General features: G+C 47.9%; 19 protein-coding genes. 12 read left to right on the top strand and 7 right to left on the bottom strand.

Annotated elements, in window-relative coordinates; translation table 11 throughout:
* Positions 1-82 precede the first annotated feature (82 nt).
* Together ACYQ2L_RS14295 and ACYQ2L_RS14290 are read left to right on the top strand one after the other, a co-directional pair.
* Complete coding sequence (locus tag ACYQ2L_RS14295) at positions 83-1,354, top strand: RNA polymerase sigma factor (RefSeq protein ID WP_460057066.1); 1,272 nt, start codon at positions 83-85, stop codon at positions 1,352-1,354.
* Between the two features lie 75 nt (positions 1,355-1,429).
* Positions 1,430-1,843, top strand: a complete 414-nt coding sequence (locus ACYQ2L_RS14290) for a YciI family protein (protein WP_460057063.1) — start codon at positions 1,430-1,432, stop codon at positions 1,841-1,843.
* An 82-nt stretch (positions 1,844-1,925) separates the two neighbouring features.
* Here ACYQ2L_RS14290 and ACYQ2L_RS14285 read toward each other — a convergent pair whose 3' ends face one another.
* The gene (locus ACYQ2L_RS14285; protein ID WP_460057061.1) at positions 1,926-2,831 is read right to left on the bottom strand and encodes a VOC family protein; all 906 of its coding nucleotides are present in this window, start codon (positions 2,829-2,831) and stop codon (positions 1,926-1,928) included.
* A 161-nt stretch (positions 2,832-2,992) separates the two neighbouring features.
* Between ACYQ2L_RS14285 and ACYQ2L_RS14280 the strand changes: the two genes are divergently transcribed.
* A complete protein-coding gene (locus tag ACYQ2L_RS14280) occupies positions 2,993-3,871 on the top strand; it encodes a hypothetical protein (RefSeq protein ID WP_460057058.1) in 879 nt (292 codons plus the stop codon).
* On the opposite strand, the gene ACYQ2L_RS14275 is transcribed toward ACYQ2L_RS14280, so the two are convergent.
* The gene (locus ACYQ2L_RS14275; RefSeq protein ID WP_460057056.1) at positions 3,864-6,044 is read right to left on the bottom strand and encodes a cyclic nucleotide-binding domain-containing protein; all 2,181 of its coding nucleotides are present in this window, start codon (positions 6,042-6,044) and stop codon (positions 3,864-3,866) included. The genes ACYQ2L_RS14280 and ACYQ2L_RS14275 overlap by 8 nt on opposite strands.
* Before the next feature lie 126 nt (positions 6,045-6,170).
* Here ACYQ2L_RS14275 and ACYQ2L_RS14270 point away from each other — a divergent pair, with 126 nt between their 5' ends.
* Positions 6,171-7,199 (top strand): alpha/beta hydrolase family protein, encoded by a 1,029-nt coding sequence (locus ACYQ2L_RS14270; RefSeq protein WP_460057054.1) that lies wholly within the window; start codon positions 6,171-6,173, stop codon positions 7,197-7,199.
* 2 nt (positions 7,200-7,201) lie between these two features.
* On the opposite strand, the gene ACYQ2L_RS14265 is transcribed toward ACYQ2L_RS14270, so the two are convergent.
* The 4 genes from ACYQ2L_RS14265 to ACYQ2L_RS14250 all read right to left on the bottom strand — a co-directional run bounded on the left by ACYQ2L_RS14265 (position 7,202) and on the right by ACYQ2L_RS14250 (position 11,290).
* Positions 7,202-9,202, bottom strand: coding sequence for a hybrid sensor histidine kinase/response regulator (locus tag ACYQ2L_RS14265; protein WP_460057052.1), 2,001 nt, complete (start codon positions 9,200-9,202; stop codon positions 7,202-7,204).
* 115 nt (positions 9,203-9,317) lie between these two features.
* Positions 9,318-10,046 carry a hypothetical protein gene (locus tag ACYQ2L_RS14260; protein ID WP_460057050.1) on the bottom strand — a complete coding sequence of 243 codons (729 nt, stop codon included), beginning with the start codon at positions 10,044-10,046 and terminating at the stop codon, positions 9,318-9,320.
* Positions 10,027-10,917, bottom strand: a complete 891-nt coding sequence (locus tag ACYQ2L_RS14255; protein ID WP_460057048.1) for an ATP-binding cassette domain-containing protein — start codon at positions 10,915-10,917, stop codon at positions 10,027-10,029. The genes ACYQ2L_RS14260 and ACYQ2L_RS14255 overlap by 20 nt, the downstream gene beginning before the upstream one ends.
* Positions 10,910-11,290 (bottom strand): GntR family transcriptional regulator, encoded by a 381-nt coding sequence (locus tag ACYQ2L_RS14250; RefSeq protein ID WP_460057045.1) that lies wholly within the window; start codon positions 11,288-11,290, stop codon positions 10,910-10,912. Before ACYQ2L_RS14250 ends, ACYQ2L_RS14255 begins: the two co-directional genes overlap by 8 nt.
* A 170-nt stretch (positions 11,291-11,460) precedes the next feature.
* Here ACYQ2L_RS14250 and doeB2 point away from each other — a divergent pair, with 170 nt between their 5' ends.
* The 5 genes from doeB2 (at position 11,461) to ACYQ2L_RS14225 (ending at position 16,982) form a co-directional block, all read left to right on the top strand.
* Positions 11,461-12,660: a N(2)-acetyl-L-2,4-diaminobutanoate deacetylase DoeB2 gene (doeB2, locus tag ACYQ2L_RS14245; RefSeq protein ID WP_460057043.1), complete on the top strand. Its 1,200-nt coding sequence runs from the start codon at positions 11,461-11,463 to the stop codon at positions 12,658-12,660.
* A gap of 152 nt (positions 12,661-12,812) precedes the next feature.
* The gene (locus ACYQ2L_RS14240) at positions 12,813-14,057 is read left to right on the top strand and encodes an aspartate aminotransferase family protein (RefSeq protein WP_460057040.1); all 1,245 of its coding nucleotides are present in this window, start codon (positions 12,813-12,815) and stop codon (positions 14,055-14,057) included.
* Entirely contained in the window at positions 14,054-15,355 is a 1,302-nt protein-coding gene (gene doeA, locus ACYQ2L_RS14235) for an ectoine hydrolase (RefSeq protein WP_460057037.1), read from the top strand. Before ACYQ2L_RS14240 ends, doeA begins: the two co-directional genes overlap by 4 nt.
* Positions 15,356-15,358: 3 nt before the next feature.
* Positions 15,359-16,717, top strand: a complete 1,359-nt coding sequence (locus tag ACYQ2L_RS14230) for an NAD-dependent succinate-semialdehyde dehydrogenase (RefSeq protein ID WP_460057035.1) — start codon at positions 15,359-15,361, stop codon at positions 16,715-16,717.
* 61 nt (positions 16,718-16,778) lie between these two features.
* Positions 16,779-16,982 (top strand): DUF3185 family protein, encoded by a 204-nt coding sequence (locus ACYQ2L_RS14225; protein ID WP_460057033.1) that lies wholly within the window; start codon positions 16,779-16,781, stop codon positions 16,980-16,982.
* Positions 16,983-17,011: 29 nt separating this feature from the next.
* Here ACYQ2L_RS14225 and ACYQ2L_RS14220 read toward each other — a convergent pair whose 3' ends face one another.
* The gene (locus ACYQ2L_RS14220; protein WP_460057031.1) at positions 17,012-18,109 is read right to left on the bottom strand and encodes a hypothetical protein; all 1,098 of its coding nucleotides are present in this window, start codon (positions 18,107-18,109) and stop codon (positions 17,012-17,014) included.
* A 148-nt stretch (positions 18,110-18,257) separates the two neighbouring features.
* Between ACYQ2L_RS14220 and ACYQ2L_RS14215 the strand changes: the two genes are divergently transcribed.
* From ACYQ2L_RS14215 to ACYQ2L_RS14205, 3 genes are all read left to right on the top strand, one after another.
* Positions 18,258-18,830, top strand: a complete 573-nt coding sequence (locus ACYQ2L_RS14215; protein WP_460057029.1) for a DNA-3-methyladenine glycosylase I — start codon at positions 18,258-18,260, stop codon at positions 18,828-18,830.
* A 29-nt stretch (positions 18,831-18,859) separates the two neighbouring features.
* Positions 18,860-20,212, top strand: a complete 1,353-nt coding sequence (gene mgtE / locus ACYQ2L_RS14210; RefSeq protein WP_460057026.1) for a magnesium transporter — start codon at positions 18,860-18,862, stop codon at positions 20,210-20,212.
* 263 nt (positions 20,213-20,475) lie between these two features.
* Entirely contained in the window at positions 20,476-20,673 is a 198-nt protein-coding gene (locus ACYQ2L_RS14205; protein WP_460057024.1) for a hypothetical protein, read from the top strand.
* Positions 20,674-20,682 lie beyond the last annotated feature (9 nt).

The following is a 20,682-nucleotide window of genomic DNA, read 5'->3' as shown; positions in this document are numbered from 1 at the left end:
TAGAAATCCTATCAGGATATTTAGTTCGAGCAAAGATATCAGGCTTGCATGAAGACTGTTATGGCCTTAAAATATTATCAAAATGCTAAGCAATAAGCACCTGACTGAGCCTTCTCAGGAAACAACAGAAATACTCTCACGGTTATACCGTCGGTCAGCCCGGAAGATTCTGGCTTCCCTGATACGCCTCCTGGGTGATTTTGATTTAGCAGAGGATGCTCTTCAGGAGGCATTTTTTACCGCGGCGCAGGTATGGCCTGAACGCGGTGTACCGGAAAATCCAGAAGCCTGGTTGGTTTCTACAGGCAGGTTCCGGGCAATTGATGTTATAAGACGTCGAAAACTATTCCGTGACAAGTTGCCGCTTCTGGCTGAGAATGTATCCGGATCCATGGATTTTCAGGACAAGGTCATAGAGATTGTCCCGGATGATCAATTGCGCCTGGTATTCACCTGCTGCCATCCTTTGCTGTCACGCAATGCCCGGGTTGCACTGACGCTGCGTGAAGTATGTGGCCTCAGCACAGATGAAATTGCAAGAGCATATCTAACCGAAACTTCAACAATAGCGCAGCGGATTGTACGGGCCAAAGCAAAGATACGTTCGGATTCAATTCCGTATGAAATTCCTTCCGCGCAGGAACTGCCCTTGCGCCTGGATGCAGTGCTTGAAGTCATTTATCTGATGTACAGTGAAGGCTATGCGGCCACTTCCGGTCCCAGCATGCTGCGCAGTGATCTATCCCGTGAGGCAATCAGACTTGCCGGGGAATTGTCTGAACTGCTGCCGGAACCTGAAGTGTTGGGGCTCTGCGGATTGATGCAGCTGCAGGAATCCCGCCGGAAGGCACGGATTGATGCTGACGGGAATATTGTGCTGTTGAATGATCAGGATCGTTCTCTCTGGGACCGCAGGGCAATTACTGCCGGGATTGATTGTATGAATCAGGCCTTCCGGTTCGGGCAGATTGGTCCATACACCATCCAGGCTGCAATTGCTGCAGTTCATGCCACGGCTGCCCGTGCCCAGGACACAAACTGGAAGCGGATACTTGATTTATATGATTTACTGCTTGATATGCAGCCATCGCCGATAGTGGAACTGAATAAAGCTGTTGCAGCAGCGATGTGCCACGGACCTGAAACTGGATTGTCATTAGTAGACAATCTGTTATCCCGCGGAGAGTTAACGAAATACCATCTGACCTATGCGGCCCGTGCTGATTTCTGTGCTCAGTCAGGTCGGTATACAGATGCGCTGGCAGACTACCAGCGGGCATTCGAACTGGCGCAGCAGGAACCCGAGCAGCGTTTTCTGCAGAATCGCATCCGGAAAATTATGAAATTACTTTGACCTCTGTCTAATTCCGGTAAGCCCGATCGACTACTTAATGACATGCAATTAGAGCAGGAGGATATTATGCAATGTATGATGTTTATGATTCCGTCGGTGTACCAGAACTCACCTGTAAATAAAGAGCCCTCTGCCGGCGCTGACTTTGCCCCAACAGCAGAGACCGTTGATGCAATGATGCGTTATAACGAGGAACTTGCTAAAGCAGGTGTACTGATCAGTCTGGATGGACTCACACCGCCGGTTAAAGGTGCCAGGGTGTCGTTTTCAGACGGCAGACCGCACATTACCCGTGGCCCATTTACAGAATCTACAGAGATTGTCGGTGGTTACTGGATACTGGAAGTCGAATCTATGGATGAAGCGCTGAGATGGGCAGGAAAATGTCCGGCAGGTGAAGGTGATGTCCTTGAGATCCGTCCGGTTTTCGAAACCGAGGATTTCCCGGAGGATGTCAGAGAGGCCGCAAAGAGTGACATCCTGAAATAAAAGTTTCAGGTTTGTCCGGAAAACGGGCCCGCGATTCCGGGCCCGTTTTCTGAAGCCGAATAGCTGAAATACTGCTTCTGATTCAGGACTTCTCGACCATCTGCAGTCCGGCAATATCTATTTTCTTCATCCTGAACATGGCTTCCAGTACACGTTTCTTTGCCTCCTCATTATCCGAGGCCAGTACGCGGTTCATTTCTGAATTCGGAAGAATCTGCCAGGAAACTCCGAAACGATCCTTGAGCCATCCACACTGTTCAGCCTCCGGCACCGCTGACAGTGCATTCCAGTAACGGTCGATCTCAGGCTGTGTTTCCGCATCCACAATCAGTGAGATTCCCTCGTTGAATGAAAAATCGTGGTTTAGTGCACTATCCATTGCGATACAGGCTTGCCCTTCCAGTTGAAATTCGCCATGCATTACCGTGCCCTCTGCATCCGGTTCCTGGCCGGCACCGTAGCGGGTTATTTCTCCGGCTGCGGAATTGGTAAACACAGAAGTGTAGAAGTCAATCGCTTCTTCAGCCTTGCCGCAGACTTCTCCTGTAAACAACAGGCATGGTGAGATTCGCTGCCCGGCTGCCGAGGGAGCTGTAATCAGCTGATACGACACCCCAAATCGATCCTGTATCCAGCCATAACGCTCGTTGAAGGGGTAGCTGTCCAGCGGCATCAACACAGAGCCGCCTGGTGACAGTTTCTTCCAGAGCCGGTTTACTTCGTCCGCATTCTCACAGCGGACAAAGAAAGATATAGAAGGGTTGGGAGTAAAATGTGATCCTCCGTTCAGGGCTGAGAAACTGAACCCGTCTATCGTATATTCTACCGTCATTATTGAGCCGGGATCCTGGCCGTGAAACTCCTGGCCAACCTCGGTAAAACGAGTAGTAGCCGAAATATGCGAATTCGGGAAAATCTCTGTGTAGAACTTAGCGGCATCTGCGGTGGTATCACCATCCATCCAGATGCATGCTCCTATTTTTGACATGCAAACCTCCTTTTGCTTGCGTTGAACTCCTGCTTGAACAGCATTGCTACCAGGTAGACGAATAAGGAAGCATGAAATCGACATCTCTTAATGAATTGCCTTGAAATTCTGGTTTTTCATTATTATTATTTTAGTCATCTTTTGCATTATGAGGAGTAAACATGAGAAGGATGAGTATTTTGCTGGTTATCGGGATACTTCTGGGATCAGGGTCTGTGGTCTTTGCCCAGACTGAAACTTCGGATGGTAATCCGATACCCGCGAATATGTGGTTTGGTGCATCTGGCGCTTTTTTTTCCGGTTTTGACACGGAACCGATTGGAATAACACAGCTACGGGATGATTATAATCATACATCCGGAGACAGCATTATTTTAGGATCCGGGGTCAGTGCTTCAGTAAACCCCGAAGATTCTATTAGCGCAGTAGCTTTTGAAGCTGGCTTGGGTTTGGGATGGTTTCCGGGCTTCACTGCGTTCCAGCTCGAAAATGGGGACTATGCCTCTGTTGGAACAATGTTTAATCTTTCGGGATTTTTTGGTGATGGCTTTGGCTTTTTGATGAGTGCTGCGCCGGAAGTAAATTATCAGAAAGGCAGATTGGCTATTCATGCAGGTGTTAACTGGGGAGTAACCCTCATGTTCAAGACTCTGGGAGACTTCAATCTTGAAGGCGCTGATTCTATTATTGTACGAGCCGATTCTCTGGATGGCTGTTCGGAAGCTGATTTTGAAGGTGATAACATTCGCTGCCGCAGGCATACCGATGACTCTACTGTACGTGTGACAGGAATGGCAACTGTAACATCTCCTTATCTGAATTTTATGTATATTACCAATGAGGAAGACAATAGCGGTTTCGGTCTGACAGTCGGTTACAACATTGCCAATAATTCCCCTGTTACCTACAGTCTGCGGGGATCAAAAGATACAGAAAATGAACTCAATGGGCCTGAGTTTGAAGATTTGAGTAATTCATTTGATTTCTCCGGCGTGTATGTTCGGCTCAGTTTTATCAGCCGCCCACTCAGGATTAACTGAGAGTGGTAAACCAGTCAGCTGCATCGATTTTCTCCAGTTGTGCAATAGTATGTCGGTAGCCGCGTTCTTCAATTTCAGGAGCTCGTGAAAAATCGAGTAGACCTATATCTGCAACAGGAGGAGTAAGGGCAATATCAGCCTCATTGAGTACCGTTGCCGCTGCCTGGTAGCTTCCGGAATTCAGGGCTGCAGTAAGTATTGCTCCGATTTTTGGGACCTGCGTAGTTTTTCGAAATCGCGCAGGAAGTAACGCTGACCAGGGCGATGGAAATTGAGAGGGAAGCGAGCTGAAGTTATGTGCCGGGTTTACATCGCAGGCAATGAGTTTGCTGCATACAGGCGGTAGAATGTCACCCGGGAGATTATTGCAGACGCTTCCATCTACGTGAATGTCACCGTCTATAACTATTGGTGTTACAATACCCGGAATGGCTGTTGTCGCCAGAATTGCCTTTGAAAGCCGGCCGCAGGAGTGAATAGCCGGTTTCTGCTTGCTTATATTTGTAGACACGCAGCTGAAAGGTATCCAGAGATCTTCAATATGCAAACCCCTGAATGTGCGGTGAGCGGTTAGTTCGGCCTTACGGCCACGCAGAAGACTGAATACCGGGAGCGTATACTCATTGAAAGGATTGATCTTCACAAACATCTCATGAATTTGGTTGATCATATCCTGGCAGCTTGCCCCTGCGCCGAACATAGCTCCTACAACGGCCCCCATGCTGGTTCCGGAAATACAGTCGACAGGTATAGCTGCTTCCTGTAATGCACGCAGTACACCTACATGGGCAACCCCACGCGCCCCACCTCCGCCAAGAGTTACACCTACCGCATGTCCGGTAAGCAGGCGGGCAACCCGAGCAATATCACCGGCATTATTGCTGCGGCAGTGAAAATGACGCTGAGCATTTCTCTGCTGTAGGGTGCTACGGGTATGACGCGGTGTGTCTGAATCTGTATTATGTATGAGTAAAAGGCTGCGCACCGGTGGTGCATCCATGCTGTTGTCGCTCAGAATATGCTGTTCCACTGGATTAAGGCCTTCCGCTCCTGCCTTCATGCACAGCAGTAATTCATCAGCTTGTGACAGACATCGATGCTCCCAGGGGCTTGGAAGGCGTGTGGAAGTTACAGGATCGCCTGCCAGAAGCACCAGATCGTATTGATCTTCCAATTCCTTCAGGTAGCCGTCTATAGCAGCAGAGTATGAATCTCCTGGGTGTGCATCTGCTGGAGCGCTGTTTCTGAACAAGCGGTTTATAGAATCCCGGCTGATTACACGAACCGAAACTGTTTTAGGCATGTTATCGGCAAGGCTTTTAGCTATAGCTTCCGGATGAATGATTTCACTCCCTGCAGCAATTAATGCAATCGTTGTGCCGTTCCTCTGGTTTGTTTTTTTCTGTTGGGTCTGTCGTGGCTGCAAACGGCTGACAACAAGTCTGGAAATTTCCATAAGTATTCCAGGATTACTTCTGCTGATTGCTTCAAATGCAGGTCGGGACAGAGAGGCTACTATGCTCGTACGTGCGGCACGGATTGATGCAGTACGTATATTATCATTGAGTAATGCCATTTCGCCAATGGTTTCTCCAGGCCGAATAAAAGCCACGGATATCTCTGTTCCTGATTGAGATTCGCGATACACCTCAAGAATACCGCTGATGCTGATGAATAAGCTGTGGGCTTCGTCTCCTTCCTGAAACAGAACTTCATCGCGCTGCAGGGTATGCAGTTCCAGTTGCTTATGGAGAATCTGAATTTGATCATTGGAAAGACCGGGAAAACAGCTGTGTATTGATGAACGCAAGCGATTGTGCAGGAGTCTTTTCTGCATGACCGCTTCCAGTTCCGCCTTCAGTAAGGGCTCTTTTTCCATCGCCTCTATGAGCTGTTTACGGGAGACAGATCCCAGAAGGGAAGGCTCAAGTGCACGCACCTCGGCGTTCCGGGTGCCGCCTAATAATACTGCAATCTCTCCGGCCGGATCACCAGGCTCAAGAATACCCAGGCGCATCCCTTCGCTGGTACAGGCTTCAAGCCTGCCGCTCATTACAATGTACAGTTCACTCGCTTCTGAACCTGCTGGAAACAAAACGTCGGAGGTATTCAACGACACATTCTGTGCTTCGGACAGCAGCTGAAGCTTATCCAGCAGGTTTTTAATAATCATTAGCTAAATGGTAATCTTTGCCATTGGCACCGTCAAGTATTACCAGTACGAAGTCGTTTCTGAAATGAATAAAAGCAACCTTCATCAGTACTTTATTAATACATAGACTTGATAGGAGTTGTTTGTATGAGAAAGGTAGTATTTGTCCTGGTAATTACGGCCGCTGTGTTTTCGTCATGCGGCAGTATGCAAAATTCACCTGTAGAATCCCAAACAGCAAACGAGGAGGCTTTTTTTATGGAAAGCACAAAAGAATCATATTCAGGATATCTGGAGGAAGACCTGAGTCTGGATATAGGTACTGGCGTTCTGAAAGGTACGCTGTTATTACCCGAAGGTACTGAACCTTTTCCTGCGGTTCTCATAATTGCCGGATCCGGACCTACTGACCGGGATGGAAATAGTCCTATGCTTCCCGGAAAAAACAACAGCCTGCGGATGCTTGCTGAATCTCTTGCCGATGCGGGCATCGCTTCGCTGCGCACCGATAAGCGGGGAATAGGTGAGAGCGCAGCTGCACTCAGGTCTGAAAGTGAGCTGGTTTTTTCTGATTATATAGATGACTACGTACAGTGGATCAACAAATTGCTGCAGGATTCCCGGATCGCCTCCGTAGGTATTATTGGCCACTCCGAGGGCTCGCTCATCGGTATGGCGGCCGCCTTGCACACTGAGACTGCTTTTATGATCAACCTGGCTGGTATCGGAGAACCTGCATATTATACCCTTGAGAGACAGTTGAAAGCTCAATCCCCCGAGGTAGCAGAAATAGCTATAAGTATAATGGATTCACTTCGTGCCGGAGAAATGGTCGAGGAAATACCAGCTGGCTTTGAGTCCTTGTTCAGGCCCTCCATTCAGCCTTATCTGATTTCCTGGTTTTCCTACGATCCGGTTCAACTGATTGGTGAATTGACCATTCCTCTTATGATAGTGCAGGGGAGTACCGATCTGCAGGTATCCATAGAAGATGCTGAAAAACTTCGTGAAGGAAATGCAGCAGCTGAGTTTACAGTTATAGAGGGCATGAATCATGTACTGAAAACTGCTCCCGCTGATCAGGGGGCTAATCTGGCAGCTTATTCCGATCCTGACCTGCCGCTGGCTGAGGGCTTGGTGTCAGCGATTACTGCATTTATACAGGGAGCGCAGTGACCCTAAAGAAGAAGTAGGATAGTTTTCCTGAGCAGTTCGATATTGAGCGGTTTAGCCAGGAAGTCGTCGATACCGGCTTTTCGGCAGATATCCTGGGTCTCCTCAGATATATCAGCAGTAAGTGCAATAATATGTGTCCGGGTTGAGGTATGTTGCTCGAGCTGCCGTATTTGCCTGCTTGCTTCTATCCCGTCCAGCACCGGCATGTGTATATCTATCAGAATCAGATCTGGAAGACTGGAACGGTACTGTTCGATAGCCTCATTTCCATCTGCTGCTGTAATTACTCTGGCTTTGGGGCTGACACCACCCAGAACGTTGATCAGGAGTTTCATATTGATTCTATCGTCCTCAGCAATGAGTATAGTCATATCCGGGTGTCCTTCTGCATTGGTCTTACCTGGCTTTGAATCGGTGTCTTTGCCAATGTCTGCAGAGTCGTGCTCAGCTGCCGCAGCCGGAGATTTTTCGGCCACAGATACAGGAATGTTGAATGAAAAGGTTGAGCCTTTCCCGATCTCGCTGGATACAGTAATGTGCCCTCCCATTTTTTCTACAATCGATTGAGCAATGGATAATCCAAGTCCTGATCCTCCGAATCTGCGCGTCGAGCTGTTCTCGGACTGTACGAAGGGATCAAATATATTGAGCCTGCTTTCTGGAGAAATTCCAATTCCTGTATCAGTAACCGAGAAGAATAGACGTGCTGTATTTCCTCTTTTGCTGTGCTTTTCTGAATATACCCGCAATGTTACTGCTCCTTGCTCGGTAAACTTCACTGCATTTATAACAAGGTTAATGAGCACTTGTTTCAGCTTTATATCATCAACATAAACATAAGGTGTTATATCCTCATTAATGTCCAGGGATAATATGATATTTTTCTTTTTTGCATTGTACATGGCGGTGTCAACGCAGGATTCCAGTAAGGATCGGAGATCTGTTATAACATTGCTGATCGCGATTTTGCCTGATTCAATAAGAGAAAAATCAAGTATATTACTGATCACGCCCGTCAAGGTTTCGGATGATACCTGTATATACTGGACAAACTCTTTCTGGTCCTGCATGAGAGGAGTATCAGACAGGAGATCAGCAAAACCAATAATTCCATTCAATGGGGTACGGATTTCATGGCTCATGGTAGCCAGAAATCTGTTTTTAGCCTGATTGGCCGAGTTGGCTTCTTCCTTGGCAATATACAGACGGTCAATAAGGTTTTTCATGAACCTGAAAACCGTAAAATACAATAGTATGACTATAGTGAGCGATGACAGACTGATATACAGGAATATTTTCGAGAGCATTGCCATACGGGCATCAGTGAGCACTTGCTGATCCATTTCCCCGCTGATGTAGTAGGGAATTGCTGACAGCTTTGAGTGGTACATGTACGAATCCGCAGAAAGCTGATCCGGATACGATAAAGAAAGTGCATTAAAACCTTCTGGTGGATCATCTATAATAACGTCAGCATTGAATGACGCTAAGTCATATCCAATAGTTGCACCTGATTCAACAATAGGACGTTGTATAACGATAATCAGACTGGAATCAATATAAAAGATGTGCTCGGATTTTCCGGGGTCTATGCCCTCAAGAAAATCCTGGGATCCATAGCTGGTAATGCTTGTCCCGTCGCTTAGTGTTCTCCGGGCTCCGATCAGATTGTTCGTGACTCGCGCTCCATCTGCATATCGCGGTTCGGTAAAATCAATGACACTTTGAAGGTTTCTTCTGCCTGTTGCATATTCGTTCAGATACCCTCTGATCGCTGATCTACTTGCCAGAGAATCAACTGCAAAAATGAACCGATCTATTACGAAGTCTGCCGCCACGGCCCGCAGTGCCAGATCAGAAGAACACTGCTGGTCAATTCTGTTGGTTTCTGCTCTGCTGAAGGGAATATAAAAAAGAAGTGTAATTATTGCGATTGTAGGAACAAGGACAAGCAGGATGCTGATGTGCAGGCGTTTTGACAGATCATCTGTGTAGTCAGGCATTACTTCATTGTATCGTATCAGCAGAGAGGCTGCCAGTGCCGGGTAGTGAATATAACCAATACCCGGCAAGACCGCCGTTATAGGTATGAAGGAATTGTCCCTATCATGCCGCCTTTCAGTTTGTCTTGATTGGTGAATTGCGGATCATCAGAAAGAGCGCGCCCAGCTGTGCTGTCAGAATTGCAAGACTGAATAATATCGCTGCAGTGAGTGACAGCCCTCTGTGAAGAGATAACTGCACCCCCGATATACTGATCACAGCGTTTTGATCCCAGATCAGATTCCCTGCACCCAGAACCAGAATGGTGGAACAAATACTTATGAATCCGCCTATGCCCTTATAGCGATAGAATGAAAATCCGATTATCCAGCCCATGAGAAACTGCAGGCTCAGCATCAAGGTTGAAATGCCCATTGTGACTGGATAACTGTGGCTTGTTCCAGCATACACACTTAATTCGCTGCCGGGCTGATAAGGGCTGACCATGCCAATCAGTGCAGCGATACCGTTCAGACCTGCTCCGATCAGCTGAATGGAAGCTGCTACAGCAATGCCGGCGGCCGCCATGCCAATGAAGAAACTTCGACGGGTTACACCCTGCCTGATGTAGTACTGGATTATGTACATTCCGCTGACGATTCCACAGATAAATATGAATATCCGGGCAGGATGTGTGATCATTGCCATTGCGCTTTGTTCAAGTTCACGCAGGGGTTCAATGAAGACGATAGCTACCAGAAATCCCACAAGTAATATGCCAAGTGCCCACATGGCCCAGGTCATGAGCTGCAGATAGATATCCTCGAATACTTTCCAGCTGTGATTAATGTTGATTGATTGCATGGTTATTTTCCTCCTTGCTAAGATGAATGAACAATTCCTGCAGTGAGACAGGTGAAAGTTCCAGTCCTTGTGTGACTGCTGCTTCCTGCTCCTTCTCTGTCAGCAATCCATAGAGCATTGCAGCGGCTGTACCTCCCAGCGTTTTTCTGGAGATCACCTGATGATTCTCACAGAAGCGGTCAACAGCTGCTATCTCACCAGTTACGGTGATACCTCTGGCTACCACATCATCGTATGGCTCATCGATCAGTAATGACCCCTTGTCCATAATCAGTACGTGGTCAAACAGGTAGTCCATTTCGGACACAAGATGTGTCGAAAGGACAAAGCAGCGGTCACCGGCAGCCCGGGACTCAATAACAGCCTCGTAGAATAACTCGCGGGAAGGTGCGTCCATTCCATGATGAACTTCATCAAAAAGAGTGAGCGGTGCGCGGGAAGCCAGGCCCTCAATGACATTTACCGCAGCCTGCATTCCAACAGAGAGTTGGTTCACCGCTTTGTCCGGGTCCAATCGGAACCTATTCATGAGCTCAAGAGCATATTCCATATCGAAGTCCGGGCGGTATCTGGCACTGTGCTGCAGATTTCGCAATACACTGTCATCCTCCTCGCTCATATCGCGGGAATAGACAAAATGTACGTCACCCATGCGGTCCGTGTTTTCAAAGAGACTCTCTCCTCGTATCTGAATGCTGCCGCTATCCGGTTTCCGATATGAAGCCAGCAATGAAAGCAGGCTCGTTTTTCCTGCGCCATTACGTCCGATCAGCCCGTAGGTGACCCCCGTGGAAAGAGTACAGCTTAATCCTTTGATGGCCTCCGTCTTTCCGTATCGCAGGCTTATATCCTGCACCACAGTATTATTCATGTTGATCCTCCTGAGCGCTCTGCGCAATTATTGTTGTGAGTTCATCCAGCTTTATACCTAGATGTCGGGCTTCCCGAAGAAGCGGCTGTACAAAGTCCCTGACAAGGAGACTGCGCCGCCGTTGGTGCAGTTTGTCACTGGCATCTTCAGCTACGAACATTCCTACACCGCGTTTCTTGAAGAGTATCTGTTCATCAACCAGCATGTTTATGCCCTTTAGAACTGTCAGATGATTCACCTGGTAGAATTTGACCATTTGGGTTGAAGAGGGAACCTGGTCTCCAGCTTTCAGACTCCCGCTTACGATCATGTCTTCAATTTTCTGTTTTATCTGCAGAAACAAGGGAATTTCATTATCAAGCGATTGCGCCATACGCACCTCCCTCTATGGTTATATGTTTAACTATATAACCATACATCAGATGAGTCAAGTTATTTCTGAAAAATTATAGAGTATTAATGCAGTAAAAAATTGAGCTTGGGAGAATCCCCTTTAAATGCTGGTTTATTCTCGATACTCTGATACGCAGGTGGAGGAAGTAAATGGAGTATTATCCGGTAGAAGGGGGCATAGATAAGCATCTGAAGGCAGCTATGGCATTCTGGGGTGAACTGCATCAACACCCTGAGCTGACCTGGCAGGAGCACGAAACTGCTGAGAGAATCCGGAACGCATTAACATTGCTGGAAATTCCCTGGGAGAAATGTACTAAAACCGGCACTATTGCCCGCCTTGAACCTCAGACTGCTTCATTATCTGAATCAAAGCATATTGCCTTCCGGGGTGACATAGATGCCCTGCCTATACAGGAGGAGTGCGAGACCCCCTGGTCTTCAGTAAACCCTGGCTGTATGCATGCCTGCGGACATGATGGGCACACTGCAGCCCTTATGCTGACAGCTTCGTGGTTGAAACAGCATGAGACACAATTATCAGCGCCGATCAGTCTGTTGTTCCAGCCAGCTGAGGAGGGGGGGCATGGAGCCCTGAGGATGATCGAAAATGGTGCTCTTGAGGGAGTAGACGAGATATACGGATGGCACAATTGGCCGGCTATCCCATTCGGGAGGGCAGTATGCCCGGACGGGTCCGTAATGTCGGCAAATGCAACCTTTATTATAGACATTAAGGGTATCGGGGGCCATTCCAGTCAACCTGAGGTATGTCGGGATCCCGTTCTGGCTGGATCTGCGATTGTAACTGCAGTTCAACAAATCGTTAGCCGACGCTTGCCGCCTCAGATACCTGCTGTTGTCAGCATTACTTCTTTTGATGCTCCCAGTGCTCCAACGGTTATCCGCGATAGTGTCCGGCTTGAGGGGAGTATAAGGATCGGTGACAGTGCTTTTCTGGGCCTGGTCACTGAGCTTATCAGTGAAATTTCCGGGCATACGGCTGCTGCCTACGGCACAACAGCAACGGTCCAGCATGTGCCCAGGTATGGAGCAACAGTAAATCATAAAGAGCAGGCTGCAAAGGCCAGAACAGCTTTGCAATGTATACTTGGAGACGAGTATCATCATTCCGGAATACTACTCCCACTCATGGCCAGTGAGGATTTCAGCTATTATCTGAATGAAATTCCGGGTGCATTCATGATTATTGGTAATGCAGATGCCGAGAAATACACTGCTCCATGCCATAGTCCCAGGTATGAATTCAACACTGGATTGATCGAAACAGCCGCACGGATTTTTGCCTCGATCGCCGGAGTGCCAATGCCGGATTCTTCATCCATATAGAGGAATGTCTCAAAAAATCATACAAATCTCGTTTTATTTCTTCACAGTCTTGAATTGAACACATTTTGGTACTAACTTGTCTATATGAAGACCTAAATGTATCCTTATTTCCAAAGAATACATTTATGTAGTTTCGGCAGAAAGGAAGTGTCATGAAGGTTTTCGAGGAATACGAATCACAAATCCGCGGTTATTGCAGGTCATACCCTACGGTATTCTCTACGGCGAGCAACGCACGGCAAACAGATGAACAGGGCAAGACCTATATCGATTTCTTCGCCGGTGCTGGAGTCCTGAACTTTGGTCACAACAATCCCCACATGAAGAAAGCAGTTATTGAGTATCTACAGAACGATGGCGTGCTTCATAGTCTGGATATGTACACCACTGCAAAACGAAGCTTTATCAAAAAATTTGCTGAAATCATTCTGAAGCCGCGCAACATGGATCACAAAATGCAGTTTATGGGACCGACCGGAACCAATGCTGTTGAGGCAGCCTTGAAACTGGCGCGGCGTGTTACCGGTCGAGGGACCATTGTCGCATTTACCGAAGGATTTCATGGTATGACCCTTGGCGCCCTGGCCTGTACTGCTAACAGCTATTTCAGGGATGCTGCCGGTGTACCTCTGGAACACGTTTTTCGAGCTCCGTTTAACCGCGGTATGGAATCATTAAAACAGCTCCGTGCTCAGTTTGAAGATCCATCCAGCGAACGGCCTAAGCCGGCGGCATTTATACTTGAAGCGATACAGGCTGAAGGTGGAGTACATATCGCAGAAGCTGAATGGCTGCAGGAGGTTCAGTCTCTGGCCCGTGATCTCGGTTCCTTGCTCATTATCGATGATATTCAAGCCGGCTGTGGACGTACAGGTAGCTATTTCAGCTTTGATGGTATAGGTCTGGATCCCGATATCATTACCCTTGCCAAAGGTCTTGGCGGTATTGGAACACCTATTGCCATGAATCTGGTAAAGCCTGAGTACGATGCTCACTGGAAGCCCGCCGAGCATACCGGAACCTTTCGCGGGCAGAACATATCGTTCATAGCCGGTGCTGAAGCACTTCGGTATTTCGAGAATGACGAGCTTATGGATTCGACCAGACGAAAAGGCGCAATCATGCGGCAGGCACTTGAAAAGATTGCCACCAGGTTTCCTGAGCGTAACCTTGAGGTCCGGGGAAAGGGAATGATGCAGGCTCTGGATCTTGGTGATGGTTCAACAGCCAAAGCAATTGCTTCTGCATGTTTCTCCGCAGGATTGCTGGTAGGACCATGCGGTAGCGGAGGAAAGGTAATCAAACTGATTCCTCCGCTCACAATTCCTGATGATGATTTGAAGGCAGGGCTGGATATTTTTACTCAGGCAGTTGTTGCCGGATTGGAGGCAGCATGAGACAGCGTGACGATATGACCTTTCCTTTTGAGGAATATGTACGAAGAATTACTGAATTGCGTCAGCAAATGCAGATTCGGCGTCTGGATGCCGTTATTATTTCCGATCCGGAAAATCTCATGTATTTAACTGATTATCAGACGACCGGTTATTCTTTTTTCCAGGCCTTGGTAGTTCCTCTGGAGAATGAGCCCTTTATGGTTACCCGTTATCTTGAAGAGTCCAATGTACATGCCCGTACCTGGGTCGAACTTACCCGTCCTTACCCCGACACAGGTGATGCCATACAGATGCTGGTAGAATCCTTACGTGAGTTTGGTCTCTCAAAAAAAGATATCGGCTATGAACGTAACAGCTATTTTTTTCCAGCGTATCATCAGGATGCTATACATACGACTTTCAGTGATGGACGTTTGCTGGATTGTTTCGGGATTGTTGAACATGGACGGGTATGTAAATCAGCTGCAGAAATCGAGATAATGAGGCGTGCGGCGGCTGCAACCGAGGCAGGAATGCTCGCCGGATATGATGCCGCTGAGGTCGGAGCCACCGAGAATGAAATTGGAGCAGCCATCTGTGCGGCTATGTTCAAGGCAGGTGGGGAACCCCCTTCGGTTCTGCCGTACGTTACATCCGGCCCACGTTCTATGATTGGCCACGCTACATGGGAAGGGCGCAGCATACTTGAAAACGAGCATGTGTTTCTCGAGGTAGGGGGCTGCTATCGGCGCTATCACACTGCGATGATGAGAACCGTTGTTTTCGGTGACCTCAGCGATAAGTTATATCACGCTCAGGAGCGAATGAAACTGGCCTTGCGGGAAGTCAAGAAAGCTATCCGTCCGGGAATCACCGTTTCTGATGTCGACAACCTGATTCGAGGAATTCTTAAAACGACAGATGAAAATGGAAAACTGGTAACCCGTTCCGGGTATTCGATCGGAATTGCATTTCCCCCCAGCTGGGACGAAGGCTATATTCTCAGTCTAATGCAGGGAGATTCCCGCATTCTGCTTCCTGGAATGACCTTTCATATTATACCATGGTTGTGGGCTGTCGGCGGTACGCAGACCGTTGGTATTTCTGACACGCTTATGGTAACCGAAGATGGCTGTGAATCATTTTTTACTCTGGATGAGGATTTTATAGTTAAAGCAAATAACGGTCCGGGAAAAAAGAAAAACAACAGTAAAAAAAACATGCAGGAAGATAGTTCCCCGGCAAAGCCAGGCAGAGTCAAAACAGTGGAAGTTGCCGAGCCTGCAACAGAACTGCAGAGTCAGGCAGGGAAGGGATAAACCATGCTGATTGCAATCAATCCTCATAACGGCGAAACCGTCAGGGAATTTGCCACACTCTCTACTGACGAAATAAATTCTCGAATCCAGTTGGCGCAGGCCGCATTTTCGCTCTGGAGCCGTACTGATTTTAGTACCAGAGCGGATGTACTCAAGCAGATCGCACAGAAGATGCGCGATGAGCGTGAAAGCCTCTCGCGCAATATGACAGAGGAAATGGGAAAACCAATCAAGGAAGCTCGTGCCGAGGTGGAAAAAGCTGCGTGGTGTGCGGAACACTATGGCAAACATGCAGCTGCCTACCTTGAACCGGATATTATTGAAAGTGACGCCCATATAAGTCGTGTGGAGTACCGCCCGCTGGGGCCCTTGTTGGGCATACTGCCGTGGAACGCTCCATTCTGGCTGGCATTCCGATTTCTGGCGCCAGCACTCATGGCAGGAAATACATGCATTCTTAAACATGACCCGCATGTTCCAGGTTGTGCTCATGCGATTTCTGAACTATTTGCAGAGGTCTCCTCCCTGGCTGGGATAGTGGTTAACCTGCCGATCGAAACAGAACAGACAGCAGCAGTTATACGTCACCCTGCAGTTCAGGCTGTTTCCTTTACTGGCTCCTCAGCAGCCGGCTCAAAGGTGGCAGCTGCCGCTGCAGCAGCAATTAAACCTGCGGTGCTTGAGCTTGGCGGCTCGGATCCAGCTATTGTTCTTGTCGATGCCGACCTGGAGACAGCAGTGGAAAAGATTGCACTCTCGCGGATCATCAATGCCGGACAATCCTGCATTGCAGCCAAGAGGATTATTGTCGAAGCACCTGTGTATGATGTCTTTCTTGAGCTCCTTGCAGCCAGGCTGGGCGCTCTGGTAGTGGGTGATCCGGGTGAAGAAACTACAGATGTTGGTCCTCTCGCACGAGCGGATCTCCGTGAAAATCTGCATCGTCAGGTCACCGAAACTGTTGAACAGGGCGCTGAGTGCACTCTTGGTGGATATATCCCGGAAGGACCAGGTTTTTACTATCCTGTGACCCTGCTTGCGCATGCAGATAACAGCATGACTGCCTGCAGAGAAGAGACCTTCGGTCCTGTAGCTGTTGTTATAAAAGCAGATAACCCTGAACACGCAATCAAAACAGCCAATGATACGGAGTACGGACTTGCTGCGAGTTTGTGGACTGAACGTGAGCGAGGAATTTCTCTGCTTCCAAGGCTGAATGCAGGACAGCTTGTTCTTAATGGAATTGTGAAGACCGATCCTCGTCTGCCAAGCGGTGGCATACGCGCTTCCGGATATGGAAGGGAGCTCGGCCCGCATGGAATCAAGGAATTTGTGAACGCCTGTCAGGTCTGGATTGGATAGCATTTTCCTGAGCCATTCGCTTTAGTGCTGGAATTTCAGTATGTTCTCAAGAGGAGAGTGTATGACAACTCAAAAAATCCTTGGGATCGTATTGCTTGTGATCGGAACTATTCTTTTGTATTTCGGTTATCAAGCATCACAGTCAGTCGGAGATCAGTTGCTGGAAGCCTTCACCGGGCGCTTTAGTGAAGCTACAATATGGTATCTGGTTGGCGGCGCAGCCTCACTAGTTGCCGGAGCATTTCTGACTTTTTTCAGAAAGTAGACCTATCATAAACACAGTACGGGAGCAGCTTACCTGTTTGGTGCTTGCTCTCGCAACTGCCGGCGGTTCGCCTGTGTCTGCAGGTCTTGCCGATACTCATCCGCAACATATACAAATTGAGTGCTCTTGAAATCGTGCTCAGGGATTCGAGGGCCGATCATATTCACACGGTACCCTATTGAGATACCGGTGCGAAATGGATCACTCAAGCCGATACCAGTAAAGTCCAGATGTTCGGTCAGGCGCAGATATACCGAGTGAACCCGGTAGTTATACGGCCTTGGATCAAGTCTGAAGTCACGGTCTTCCGGTCTGCTGTCGAAAAACACCTTTTCAATTTCCACGAAGGCACCCGGAAGAAAATCCACACCGCCTCCGAGAGCGCTGCTGCGGATTCGAAGAGTAATGTCGCCTCCAAGCGTAATCAGGTTTGGACCGATCAGATCCTGTAATGCTCCCGAAAAACGTAGTCCGGCACCCGCTGCGAACGAAGCTATCGGAGGACGCGTGAGTCGGCCGTCAACAAATGCCCACGCAGACGAGATCGTTACACTTGTATTGATTGTGTACCGTTCACGGAAGACCGCACGTAGACTTGGTCCAAATCCGTCGCTCCCGGTAACAATACCACCGTAAAGATCAAAGAGAGGAAACAGGAGATAAGTTTTTCGATTATCGCTGAAGTATGGGACAGCGATACTCTCTATGATGGATACATCCAGAGACGTCATTTTCACTGCACCGAATCCAAAGGGAACTGTAAAATTTGTGCCGTCAGGCAGGGGATCGGTGAAATCACTGTCGCGTGCAAGAATAACCGCATCGCGCTGTTTATTTGTATACTGAGCGTACAGGAGGTAGGGTGTGGTGTCATCACGAAGCCGGATTACCGGGCCATAGGGTTCAATATCTATGACAAGTTGACCGGATGCGGTTTCTGGAAATCCAGCATCATCGTAGCGTAAGAACTCAGCGGATGTATCTACTAGTGCTGTAGAGGAGAGATCGTCTTCACTTTCGAGTATCAGGCGGCTTAACTCGACCGCTGAAAGCGGTTCCGGGTATAGTTTTAATGGTGCTAAAAGTGCTGCTGCAAGTAAAAAAACTGATATATGCTGGTACTTCACGCTAATGGAACACCGCTGAAAGGGTTTGTTTACATAATTGATAAAATTTTTTTAATTATTCATCAAATATGTTATGCATGCCAGTCATTCTGGACTAGCTTGCAAGTTGCTGGATTATCCATGACAATCTATCCGGATGGGGATGAATATGAAAAAACGCTGTGAGTGGTGCGGGCTTGATCCACTTTATGTTGAATATCATGATACGGAGTGGGCTGTTCCGGTACATGATGACCGGCTTCTTTATGAATTTCTGATTCTTGAAGGAGCACAGGCTGGATTGAGCTGGCTGACAATTCTGAAAAAACGGGAAAATTACAGAAAGGCGTTTCATTATTTCGACTTTGAACGCATTGCAAGGTATACAGAAACTGATACGCAACGCCTGCTTGCAGACGCCGGTATTGTTCGTAATCGCCTGAAAATTGCCTCAGCAGTAAAGAATGCTGCTGCTGTTCTGGGTATTCTCGAGGAATATGATTCGCTTGATACATTCCTCTGGCGTTATGTTGATGGAGTTCCTGTACAGAACGCCTGGAATTCGATTGCAGAAGTACCAGTGAAAACTGAACTGTCTGATATGATGAGCAAGGATCTCAAGCAGCGAGGGTTTAACTTCATTGGATCAACGATCTGTTATGCATTCATGCAGGCTGTCGGTATGGTAAACGATCATACCACAGACTGCTTCCGCCGCAATGAGATAGCGGTACTGGCTTGAAATTGAAGAGAACCTCAGGAGGTTGAGTAATGGTATTAAGTCCAGAAGTTATCCAGATACATCATGATGCAGTGCGTTCAGCACTGGAGAACGCTGACTATATACAGGCTGCTGAACATGCACAGTATCTTTCAAGCGTACGTATTGCCGAAATTGCCAGGGAGGCTCCTCGTGAGGCAGTGTATCCATTATTAAGCAGCATAGATAAAAAACGAGCGGGCCGGGTACTTGGTAAACTACCCGGTAATTACAGTGCGGAACTGCTGGCTGAACTTTCACCTGAAATTGCAGCCGAACTTTTGTCTCAGGTACCACCTGATCATGCCGCTGATATTATCGGAATTATGTCCGGGGAATTACGCAACTCGATTGAGGTATTGCTGCCTGTAAAATTCCTGGAGATGGTACAGGCGCTTGGACAGCACAAGAGCGGAACGGCTGGGTCAGTAATGACTTCCCAGTTTCTGTCGATCCATCAAGGTCATACCGTCGGAAGCACTCTGGACGCACTTGGCGCAGCACCACCAGAGGTGGAACGGACGACATATATATATGTAACAAATACTTTCGGACAACCTGTTGGTGTTGTCTCGGTCCGGGATCTGCTTCGAAGTGACGTGCATGGTAGTCTGGATAAGATCCTGAACCCATCCGTAGTAGCTGTCAAGGTAGATGACTCGGCGTCTGATGCTGCCCGGCTTATCCGGAACCGGCGTTTCACAATGCTCCCGGTGCTGGATACAGAAGGCCGAATCACCGGAGTTATAACCTTTGATAAAGCCATGGATATTCTTAGTCAGGATGTGGCGGATCAATTCAGCGGGGTATCTGCCGGGAACACAGATGAATCCTTTTTTACTCCGGCCCGGAAGGCGATTCGGATGCGTCTTCCCTGGATGATCGGGAATGTTTTTCTGAATCTTGGTGCGGTTGCGGTAATCAGTGGATTTGAAGAAACCATTGCTTCTATAGCTATTCTGGCTGCTTTTTTACCAATGATCACTGACATGGGAGGCAATGTTGGTATACAGGCACTATCGGTCGCGGTTCGTTCTATTGCCCTTGGCGAAGTACGATTAAGGGACTTCACCAGAGCTCTCCGCAAGGAAGCGGCTATCGGACTGGTAAATGGACTGGCGCTCGGAGCATTATTTGCTGTTGTTGCATATGCACTGCAGCGAAGTCCTGCTATTGGTATAATTGCCGGTGCTGCGCTCTCTATAAATGTGCTGGTTGCCGGAGTGGTTGGTGGCACTATTCCTTTTTTCATCAAGCGGCTTGGTAAAGACCCCGCTATGATGACCGGACCAATACTCACCACTATAACGGATATTACAGGTGTTTCAATTTATCTTGGGCTGAGTACAATTTTCCTGTTGTGATTATAAGATTGGCAAAGTTAAAAGAAGGGGCATTATGAAAAAAAATTCAATACCGCTTATCGGCATGATGTTCTGTTCTGTTTGTGACTCGTTTCTATCCATGAAAAAGACGCGTCAGGAGAAGCAGATCGGGACGAAAAAAATCTACACTTCATCTAACAGGCTTCCAGTCGAACGCCAACGTTATGAATTAGTGTATACATGCAGAAATTGCGGTCATACAAAATCTGAAATCGTGTACCTGTGAATCGGCCCTGTCAAGTATGAAAAAGGTAACTGATTCAGCAGATGCAACAGACCTTTCCTACGCGGAAGCCCGCGCCATGATAATAGATAATGCTCCATTGGCTTATTTTGGTGCTGCGGCGAATGCAAAGGGATGGATTCCCCTGGTTCAAGGAAAATCGAAAACTAATGAGGAAATTGCAAAATTATGTGCAATTTCCTCCTCGCATAAGTAGCAACTTCTC

This window comes from Spirochaeta dissipatitropha (assembly GCF_054657935.1).
The sequence above is the reverse complement of the archived record's forward strand: the minus strand, read 5'-3'. Positions and strand labels throughout refer to the sequence as shown.

Coding starts and splice junctions, on each gene's coding strand:
- ACYQ2L_RS14295 (WP_460057066.1), top strand. CDS start 83: ATGCTAAGCAATAAGCACCTGACTGAGCCTTCTCAGGAAACAACAGAA.
- ACYQ2L_RS14290 (WP_460057063.1), top strand. CDS start 1,430: ATGATGTTTATGATTCCGTCGGTGTACCAGAACTCACCTGTAAATAAA.
- ACYQ2L_RS14285 (WP_460057061.1), bottom strand. CDS start 2,831: ATGTCAAAAATAGGAGCATGCATCTGGATGGATGGTGATACCACCGCA.
- ACYQ2L_RS14280 (WP_460057058.1), top strand. CDS start 2,993: ATGAGAAGGATGAGTATTTTGCTGGTTATCGGGATACTTCTGGGATCA.
- ACYQ2L_RS14275 (WP_460057056.1), bottom strand. CDS start 6,044: ATGATTATTAAAAACCTGCTGGATAAGCTTCAGCTGCTGTCCGAAGCA.
- ACYQ2L_RS14270 (WP_460057054.1), top strand. CDS start 6,171: ATGAGAAAGGTAGTATTTGTCCTGGTAATTACGGCCGCTGTGTTTTCG.
- ACYQ2L_RS14265 (WP_460057052.1), bottom strand. CDS start 9,202: ATGCCTGACTACACAGATGATCTGTCAAAACGCCTGCACATCAGCATC.
- ACYQ2L_RS14260 (WP_460057050.1), bottom strand. CDS start 10,046: ATGCAATCAATCAACATTAATCACAGCTGGAAAGTATTCGAGGATATC.
- ACYQ2L_RS14255 (WP_460057048.1), bottom strand. CDS start 10,917: ATGAATAATACTGTGGTGCAGGATATAAGCCTGCGATACGGAAAGACG.
- ACYQ2L_RS14250 (WP_460057045.1), bottom strand. CDS start 11,290: ATGGCGCAATCGCTTGATAATGAAATTCCCTTGTTTCTGCAGATAAAA.
- doeB2 (WP_460057043.1), top strand. CDS start 11,461: ATGGAGTATTATCCGGTAGAAGGGGGCATAGATAAGCATCTGAAGGCA.
- ACYQ2L_RS14240 (WP_460057040.1), top strand. CDS start 12,813: ATGAAGGTTTTCGAGGAATACGAATCACAAATCCGCGGTTATTGCAGG.
- doeA (WP_460057037.1), top strand. CDS start 14,054: ATGAGACAGCGTGACGATATGACCTTTCCTTTTGAGGAATATGTACGA.
- ACYQ2L_RS14230 (WP_460057035.1), top strand. CDS start 15,359: ATGCTGATTGCAATCAATCCTCATAACGGCGAAACCGTCAGGGAATTT.
- ACYQ2L_RS14225 (WP_460057033.1), top strand. CDS start 16,779: ATGACAACTCAAAAAATCCTTGGGATCGTATTGCTTGTGATCGGAACT.
- ACYQ2L_RS14215 (WP_460057029.1), top strand. CDS start 18,258: ATGAAAAAACGCTGTGAGTGGTGCGGGCTTGATCCACTTTATGTTGAA.
- mgtE (WP_460057026.1), top strand. CDS start 18,860: ATGGTATTAAGTCCAGAAGTTATCCAGATACATCATGATGCAGTGCGT.
- ACYQ2L_RS14205 (WP_460057024.1), top strand. CDS start 20,476: ATGAAAAAGGTAACTGATTCAGCAGATGCAACAGACCTTTCCTACGCG.